Below are 7,500 nucleotides of genomic sequence, written 5' to 3'. Positions count from 1 at the left end.
GGAACTGAAACATCTAAGTACCCGCAGGAAAGGACATCAACCGAGACTCCGCTAGTAGTGGCGAGCGAACGCGGACCAGGCCAGTGGCTTGCAGGAGACAAGCAGAACCATCTGGAAAGGTGGGCCAGAGCGGGTGACAGCCCCGTATGCGTAATGCGACTGCAAGTCCTCGAGTAGGGCGGGACACGTGAAATCCTGTCCGAACATGGGGGGACCACCCTCCAAGCCTAAGTACTCGTGCATGACCGATAGTGAACCAGTACCGTGAGGGAAAGGTGAAAAGCACCCCGACAAGGGGAGTGAAAGAGAACCTGAAACCGGTCGCCTACAAACAGTGGGAGCGCGTGAGCGTGACCACGTACCTTTTGTATAATGGGTCAGCGACTTAGTGCAGCGAGCAAGCTTAAGCCGGTAGGTGGAGGCGTAGCGAAAGCGAGTCTGAAATGGGCGTTCAGTTCGTTGCACTAGACCCGAAACCGAGTGATCTAGCCATGAGCAGGCTGAAGGTACGGTAACACGTACTGGAGGGCCGAACCCGTATCTGTTGCAATAGATTGGGATGACTTGTGGCTAGGGGTGAAAGGCCAATCAAACTCGGAAATAGCTGGTTCTCCGCGAAATCTATTTAGGTAGAGCGTCGACCGAATACCCTCGGGGGTAGAGCACTGGATGGGCTAGGGGTCCTCACCGGATTACCAAACCTAACCAAACTCCGAATACCGAGGAGTACTGGTCGGCAGACACACGGCGGGTGCTAACGTCCGTCGTGGAGAGGGAAACAACCCTGACCAGCAGCTAAGGTCCCCAAGTCATGGCTAAGTGGGAAAGGATGTGAGGACCCCAAAACAACCAGGATGTTGGCTTAGAAGCAGCCATCATTTAAAGAAAGCGTAACAGCTCACTGGTCTAATCAAGGGTCTTTGCGCCGAAAATGTATCGGGGCTAAAGCCATGCACCGAAGCTCTGGGCTCAGCTTGCTGAGCGGTAGCGGAGCGTTCCGTAGGTCCGTGAAGGAAGACCCGTGAGGGCTTCTGGAGATATCGGAAGTGCGAATGCTGACATGAGTAACGATAAAGGGGGTGAGAGACCCCCTCGCCGAAAGTCCAAGGGTTCCTGCTTAAAGTTAATCTGAGCAGGGTTAGCCGGCCCCTAAGGCGAGGCCGAAAGGCGTAGTCGATGGGAACCACGTTAACATTCGTGGGCCTGGAGGTAGTGACGGATTGCGGACGTTGTCCTTCCTTATCGGATTGGAAGGGCCGCCAAGCGGTTCCGGGAAATAGCTCCTCCATATAGACCGTACCCGAAACCGACACAGGTGGACTGGTAGAGCATACCAAGGCGCTTGAGAGAACTCTGCTGAAGGAACTCGGCAATTTGCACGCGTAACTTCGGGATAAGCGTGACCTTCTCGAGGGCAACCTCGGGGGGGTGGCACAGACCAGGGGGTGGCGACTGTTTATCAAAAACACAGGGCTCTGCGAAGTCGCAAGACGACGTATAGGGTCTGACGCCTGCCCGGTGCCGGAAGGTTAAGAGGAGGGGTGCAAGCCCTGAATCGAAGCCCCGGTAAACGGCGGCCGTAACTATAACGGTCCTAAGGTAGCGAAATTCCTTGTCGGGTAAGTTCCGACCTGCACGAATGGCGTAACGACCTCCCCGCTGTCTCCAGCAGAGACTCAGTGAAATTGAATTCCCCGTGAAGATGCGGGGTACCTGCGGTTAGACGGAAAGACCCCGTGCACCTTTACTATAGCTTTACACTGGCATTCGTGTTCGCATGTGTAGGATAGGTGGTAGGCTTTGAAGCCAGGGCGCCAGCCTTGGTGGAGCCACCCTTGAAATACCACCCTTGCGGACATGGATGTCTAACCGCGGCCCGTCATCCGGGTCCGGGACAGTGTATGGTGGGTAGTTTGACTGGGGCGGTCGCCTCCCAAAGAGTAACGGAGGCGCGCGATGGTGGGCTCAGAACGGTCGGAAATCGTTCGCTGAGTGCAATGGCATAAGCCTGCCTGACTGCGAGACAGACAAGTCGAGCAGAGACGAAAGTCGGTCATAGTGATCCGGTGGTCCCGCGTGGAAGGGCCATCGCTCAACGGATAAAAGGTACGCCGGGGATAACAGGCTGATGACCCCCAAGAGTCCATATCGACGGGGTTGTTTGGCACCTCGATGTCGACTCATCGCATCCTGGGGCTGGAGCAGGTCCCAAGGGTATGGCTGTTCGCCATTTAAAGCGGTACGTGAGTTGGGTTCAGAACGTCGTGAGACAGTTCGGTCCCTATCTGCCGTGGGTGTTGGAATATTGACAGGATCTGTCCCTAGTACGAGAGGACCGGGATGGACGCACCTCTGGTGGACCTGTTGTGGCGCCAGCCGCATTGCAGGGTAGCTATGTGCGGACGGGATAACCGCTGAAGGCATCTAAGCGGGAAACCCACCTGAAAACGAGTGTTCCCTATCAGAGCCGTGGTAGACCACCACGTCGATAGGCCGGGTGTGGAAGTGCGGCAACGCATGAAGCTTACCGGTACTAATCGCTCGATCGGCTTGATCATTCTCATTGCTCGTGCCCATCTTTCATGTCCTCACGGATGAGCGCGGCTTACGCCGCTATCCTCCGGACGGGGCGCGCAAGAATGCGCGACGGCCAGTCGGCCTTGCGAAGCTTCGCTTCGTAAGGCGGGGCTGCAAACCCAGCTTCTCGATTTGATGCGCTTGGCCGACCTGGTGGTCATGGCGGGGTGGCTGCACCCGTTCCCATTCCGAACACGGCCGTGAAACGCCCCAGCGCCGATGGTACTTCGTCTCAAGACGCGGGAGAGTAGGTCACCGCCAGGTCTGCCAAACGCATCAACAAACTTCTCTTCAAAACGCCAGAAAAGACGCAAAAACACACGCAATCCAAAACGCGTGGCAAAACCAAAATGACGCGGGGTGGAGCAGCCCGGTAGCTCGTCAGGCTCATAACCTGAAGGTCGTAGGTTCAAATCCTACCCCCGCAACCACCGATACCGACACTCCCGAACAGTTTGTTCCGGAAGTGTTCTTTTTTGCGGCCTTTCCAACGGCTTGCCGCTCCGTCCAATCTAGGATCGTGCCCAATTCGCCATGTAGCGTGGCATCGATCTGGTCGCGCTTCGGGCCGGGGGTGAGAACGACGCGCTCGATCAGGCCGCGCAGCGCGCCGGCCGCTTCCTGGCGTTCCTCTGGATGATTAAGGGCATTGGCTAGACGCTCGACCTTGCGCCGGTATATGTGGGCGACGTTAGGGTGAATGTCGGGCAGGGGTTCCGGCGTTGTTGCCATGCGCTCCTGTAGTGCCTCATGCCGGGTTTCCAGTTCGCGCAACCGGTCCATGAGCATACGGCTGTAACCGCCATCCTCGATGGCTCGCACGATCTCCTTGAGGGCCTTGTCCACCTTCGCGAGTTCGGCGCGAGCGGTTTCGCCGCTGGAACGGCGCTCGCGATTGAGCCGGTTGGTTTCCTCGGCAAAGGCGCGCATGGCGGCTTCGGCCGCTTCCGGTGCCATCATCAGGTCTTTCCGCGCGAGACGTGGCCGCGCAGGGTCGTGTTGTTCCACAGCTTGCCGTTCGGGCCGGGGATGCCTTCCGCGTTCAGGGGCTTTGCGATGTTGCGCGGGGAGACGCCGGCCGCGAAGTCGCGGAAGATGCGGCGCACGATCTCGGCTTCCTCGGGGACGATCTCCCTGACGCCCCGGATCGGCTCGCCATTCGCATCATACTGCTTGGCCACGCGATAGCCATAGGCGTTGCCGTCACCGGACTTGCCTTTCTCTACGCGGCCACGCAGGCCGCGCCGTGTCATGTCGGCAAGGTCTTTGAGGAACAGTGCGTTCATCGTGCCCTTCAGGCCGACATGGAGTTCGGAGATTTCCCCTTCGGCCAGGGTGACGATGGTGATGCCGGCGAACTTCAAATGTTTGAACAGGGTTGCCACGTCCGCCTGATCGCGGCTGATGCGGTCCAGCGCCTCGGCAAGCACCACATCATAGCGGCCCGCCTGCGCCTCGCGCATGAGCTGCTGGATGCCGGGGACGAAGAATGGTGCTGGAGCCGGAGATGGCGGCATCGGAGTGGCGTTCGACGATCTGCCAGCCTTCACGCGCCGCGTGTTCCTCGCATAGCCGAAACTGATCCTCTATCGAGGCTTCCCGCTGATTGTCGGATGAATAGCGAGCGTAAAGCGCAACGCGGGTCATGGGCAATCCTCTCTCTCAATCCTGTCCAGGCTCTCCGTCCTGCTTCCGGCTCTCTGCCTCTCCTGCCGGGGCCTTGTTGTCATTCGCGGACTGTAATGCCTCGAACTGCTCGCGGGCGATCTGCCGGCCGATCAGGCGGGCGAGGGACAGTACCACCTTGTCCAGCTTCTGCCATGGGGCGATGTCAGCGTCTGCATCCTTCCCACTCCCGGCCCCGGCCGGTGATTGTCGTTGGCCGGGACGATGGTCTCCGGTCTGTTGTCCGTTTCTTCTGGCATCTCGGCCGCTCTGGTTTGTGTGGATCGACCTGACAAGAAATGGACACAAACTTCCCTTTGGAAGCAAAAACGAAGGGTAGTAGGGCTATCGGCGGCAAGTACTTGCGCGTTCCGGTTTTGACGTAGGGCTCAAACCGGCTTCTCGCCCGAAAACTCGGGGAAGTCCGCGGCTCCGCCAGGTCTCCGATGCGCGTCTGCACCGCCGAACCGTCCTCTTAATCGCTCAACAGCGCCTCAAGCAGCGGATGCTGTTGTACCGCGAACGGATTGACCACGGTCACGCCGCCCCACGTAAAGCCGTCCTGGAGGTCTTCCGACAAAAGCAGCCGACAGCCGGCCTGAGAGGCAGCCGACAGGATGACCGCATCCCAAATGCTCAACCGATGGTCGGTCGCCAGATCGGCAGCCGCCTGCATGACTTCGCCGGATGTCTGAACGACAGGGAAAGCGTCGCGCCAGCCAAGCAAAGCGTCGCGAGCTTCGCCGCGTGTTCTGCCCGCCTTGCGGACAAGAACGTTGAACAACTCTCCGAGAACCTGAACCGGAACGATTGCAGCCCCGGCGGGCAGGCGGCGCACGAGGTCGAGAGCGACGTCACGCCTGTCGGCACCGTTCACACCCTCGGCATAGGCGAGAACATTGGTGTCGAGAGCTACCTTCACCGCTCGTCCTCGTAAAGCTCGTCGCGTGACCAGCGCCCGGCATTCACAACGGGCTGCCTCGCAAGCCGTGCCAGCAGCGCAGCGCGAGCGCCGGTTGCCACGCCCTCATGCCCGCCCGCAGGAACGATGCGTGCCACAGGGCGGCCGTGGCTCGTGACGACATAGCTATGACCTTCGCGAACGCTGCGCAGGATGAGCGAGAATTTGCGGTTGGCATCCGCCGCTGAAACAGCTTCTTCCATCGTAAGCACCCTTTATGTAGTTATATTGCCTACCATAGTGAAGCTGCGACATGCTTTCAAGAGCGCCTCTGTCGTTTGGCGGCGGCCTTGACAATCCAGCTCCAAATTGCAGGGAAGCAATACAGGCATCTCTCCCGCAAACTACCCCTCCGGCCGCCACCTGACGGGATCGGCAACCCAACGATCGATGTCGGATTCTCGCCATCCCGCGCCGTTGACGCTGATCTTGATCTGGGCTGGGAATGTGCCCTCGGCAATCTTGCGGTAGATGGTGGACCGCGACAGCCCGGTGCGGGCGAGGACGCTCTTCAGGCGAACGATACGGTCTGGCTGGCACATGGCAGCGATGCCTCCTGCTGGTTGTTCCTGACGGCTTCTGAGACCAGTCAGACCAAGGAATTATTGTTGCGCAAGAAAGAATTAGCCGGTGCCATAGGGTAGCGTAGGAACGGCGGTAAATAGGACCGTTATAGAAGCCAGCACTCCGCGGCTCTACCATGGGCCGATACCATAATTGAAAGTAGTTTGGTGCTGAGCTGGTGGCCTGAGGGATTTCGGCGCTTCTGGCCGCGCTTCCATGGCTCACCAGCGCCATTCAGATCGCTGGCGGCGCTTATCTGATTTACATCGGCGTCACCCTCTTGCGTGCCAGCCTCTCACGGGAAACCTGTTCCGTGGGCGAGCACGAGCCGATAATAAGAGGGCTGGAACGCCCGGCTGCCTCCTTTCAGCGGGGGTTGTTCGTGGGTTTGGGCAACCCAAAAATGGCGGCTTTCTTCCTGGGACTCTTCGCCCCGCCATGGCGGGGGACGTGCCAATGGCCGCCCGTTTGGCCGTTCTGTTCGGCGCGGTCCTGATCGATCTGCCTTATCATCAATTCCTGGCGCGGATCGTGGCAAGAGGTCGCGGCATTATTGGTCGGGCAGGCAGATGGTTCGACGCACTAGCCGGAGATTGCATGGCCGCGTTCGGTTGCGCCCTGATTGTCCGATCCTTCGAAAGCCTTGATCGGGCGCAACGGCAGCTCGGACGGAGGGTGTCGGCTGTCGCTAATGTTTCAGGTGACCATCAGTCGTCAGCAGCGGCATTCTCTCGTGCCCGCATATCGCTGAACAATGCAGCCTTGTCTTCCTCTGGGCTGATGTAGCCGTCACCATCGAGATCGATTTCATCGAAGGCAGCATCGGTCATATTGGGATTTGCCATTGCTTCTTCTCGGCTGATCCGGCCGTCGCCATCGGTATCGGCCGCATCCCACTCGGCCTGCCAGGCAGCCTCATCGAACCCTGCCGGCGGTTCCAGATCGGTCGCCCTGGGCGAGAGCCGGCGCGGAGACGAAAGCGGCGAGTACGGCCGCAAGAGCAGTCTTCATACTGTTTCCTCCTTGCTGTGGGGGCCACATTCTGTAGCCTAGAGCACGTCCCGTGATCGATGAATCGATTGTGATGTGACGAGGGCGTTCGCGGGTGATTCAACATCCATCTCGATGGAGGTGGATGATGGGAAGAGCACTGAGCGGGGATCTTCGGTCACGGGTCCTGAAGGCTTCGGACGCAGGCATGTCGGCGCGGCAAGCGGCGGCGCGGTTCGGGGTGGGCGTGTCGAGCGCGATCCGTTGGATTGCACGGGCAAAGATGGGCGAGCTGGCGCCGCGACCACAAGGCCGTCGCCGCGCCTCCAGCCTCGATGCGCATGAAGCCTTCATCGTCGGGATGATCGAGGAGCGCCGGGACATCACGCTGAACGAGATGGTGGACCGGCTCTTTGCCGAACAGTCGGTGCGGATCAGCCGCAGCGCCTTGAGCGCCTGGCTTCGCGGCCACGGCTGGAGGTTCAAAAAAGTCCGCACACGCACTGGAGCAGGACCGCCCAGACATCCTGAAACGGAGGTAGGTCTGGCTCGACGGCCAGCTCGATCTCGACCCAGCCAAACTCGTGTTCATCGACGAGACCGGACTGTCGACCAAGATGGCGCGCCTGCGCGGAAGAGCGCCACGCGGCGAGCGCTGCCGGGGCCGGCGTGCCGCACGGCCATTGGAAGACCACCACCTTCACCGGCGCGCTCAGGCTGACGGGCATGACCGCCCCCTTCGT

At 59.9% G+C, this 7,500-nt stretch carries 7 protein-coding genes, 1 tRNA gene, 2 rRNA genes and 1 pseudogene (1 of these 11 only partly in view); 5 read left to right on the top strand and 6 right to left on the bottom strand.

Annotated elements, in window-relative coordinates; translation table 11 throughout:
* The 3 genes from SIN08_RS09580 to SIN08_RS09570 all read left to right on the top strand — a co-directional run.
* Positions 1 to 2,558 (top strand): 23S ribosomal RNA (locus SIN08_RS09580) (it extends 355 nt beyond the left edge of the window).
* Between the two features lie 168 nt (positions 2,559 to 2,726).
* Positions 2,727 to 2,841: ribosomal RNA gene (gene rrf / locus SIN08_RS09575) — 5S ribosomal RNA — on the top strand.
* A 90-nt stretch (positions 2,842 to 2,931) separates the two neighbouring features.
* Positions 2,932 to 3,008: transfer RNA gene (locus SIN08_RS09570), tRNA-Met, on the top strand.
* 528 nt (positions 3,009 to 3,536) lie between these two features.
* On the opposite strand, the gene SIN08_RS09565 is transcribed toward SIN08_RS09570, so the two are convergent.
* The 5 genes from SIN08_RS09565 to SIN08_RS09545 all read right to left on the bottom strand — a co-directional run bounded on the left by SIN08_RS09565 (position 3,537) and on the right by SIN08_RS09545 (position 5,745).
* Positions 3,537 to 4,040, bottom strand: coding sequence for a recombinase family protein (locus SIN08_RS09565; protein WP_322451358.1), 504 nt, complete (start codon positions 4,038 to 4,040; stop codon positions 3,537 to 3,539).
* Positions 4,012 to 4,224, bottom strand: a complete 213-nt coding sequence (locus SIN08_RS09560) for a recombinase family protein (protein ID WP_322451357.1) — start codon at positions 4,222 to 4,224, stop codon at positions 4,012 to 4,014. The genes SIN08_RS09565 and SIN08_RS09560 overlap by 29 nt, the downstream gene beginning before the upstream one ends.
* A 493-nt stretch (positions 4,225 to 4,717) precedes the next feature.
* The gene (locus tag SIN08_RS09555; RefSeq protein ID WP_322451356.1) at positions 4,718 to 5,164 is read right to left on the bottom strand and encodes a PIN domain-containing protein; all 447 of its coding nucleotides are present in this window, start codon (positions 5,162 to 5,164) and stop codon (positions 4,718 to 4,720) included.
* Positions 5,161 to 5,406 (bottom strand): type II toxin-antitoxin system prevent-host-death family antitoxin, encoded by a 246-nt coding sequence (locus tag SIN08_RS09550; protein ID WP_322451355.1) that lies wholly within the window; start codon positions 5,404 to 5,406, stop codon positions 5,161 to 5,163. The genes SIN08_RS09555 and SIN08_RS09550 overlap by 4 nt, the downstream gene beginning before the upstream one ends.
* Before the next feature lie 141 nt (positions 5,407 to 5,547).
* The gene (locus tag SIN08_RS09545; protein WP_322451354.1) at positions 5,548 to 5,745 is read right to left on the bottom strand and encodes a helix-turn-helix transcriptional regulator; all 198 of its coding nucleotides are present in this window, start codon (positions 5,743 to 5,745) and stop codon (positions 5,548 to 5,550) included.
* Between the two features lie 212 nt (positions 5,746 to 5,957).
* Between SIN08_RS09545 and SIN08_RS23630 the strand changes: the two genes are divergently transcribed.
* Entirely contained in the window at positions 5,958 to 6,263 is a 306-nt protein-coding gene (locus tag SIN08_RS23630) for a LysE family translocator (RefSeq protein ID WP_416208046.1), read from the top strand.
* A 211-nt stretch (positions 6,264 to 6,474) separates the two neighbouring features.
* Here SIN08_RS23630 and SIN08_RS09540 read toward each other — a convergent pair whose 3' ends face one another.
* Entirely contained in the window at positions 6,475 to 6,765 is a 291-nt protein-coding gene (locus tag SIN08_RS09540) for an EF-hand domain-containing protein (RefSeq protein ID WP_322451353.1), read from the bottom strand.
* A 140-nt stretch (positions 6,766 to 6,905) separates the two neighbouring features.
* Here SIN08_RS09540 and SIN08_RS09535 point away from each other — a divergent pair.
* Positions 6,906 to 7,500 (top strand): annotated as a pseudogene (locus SIN08_RS09535) (IS630 family transposase); the annotation flags it as partial.

Source organism: Chelativorans sp. M5D2P16, assembly GCF_034427935.1.
Taxonomy (GTDB): Bacteria; Pseudomonadota; Alphaproteobacteria; order Rhizobiales; family Rhizobiaceae; genus Chelativorans.
The sequence above is the reverse complement of the archived record's forward strand: the minus strand, read 5'-3'. Positions and strand labels throughout refer to the sequence as shown.

What these genes read in the sequence shown, in the direction of transcription:
- SIN08_RS09560 (WP_322451357.1), bottom strand. Translation starts at nt 4,224, where the DNA reads ATGACCCGCGTTGCGCTTTACGCTCGCTATTCATCCGACAATCAGCGG.
- SIN08_RS09550 (WP_322451355.1), bottom strand. Translation starts at nt 5,406, where the DNA reads ATGGAAGAAGCTGTTTCAGCGGCGGATGCCAACCGCAAATTCTCGCTC.
- SIN08_RS09545 (WP_322451354.1), bottom strand. Translation starts at nt 5,745, where the DNA reads ATGTGCCAGCCAGACCGTATCGTTCGCCTGAAGAGCGTCCTCGCCCGC.
- SIN08_RS09565 (WP_322451358.1), bottom strand. Translation starts at nt 4,040, where the DNA reads ATGCGCGAGGCGCAGGCGGGCCGCTATGATGTGGTGCTTGCCGAGGCG.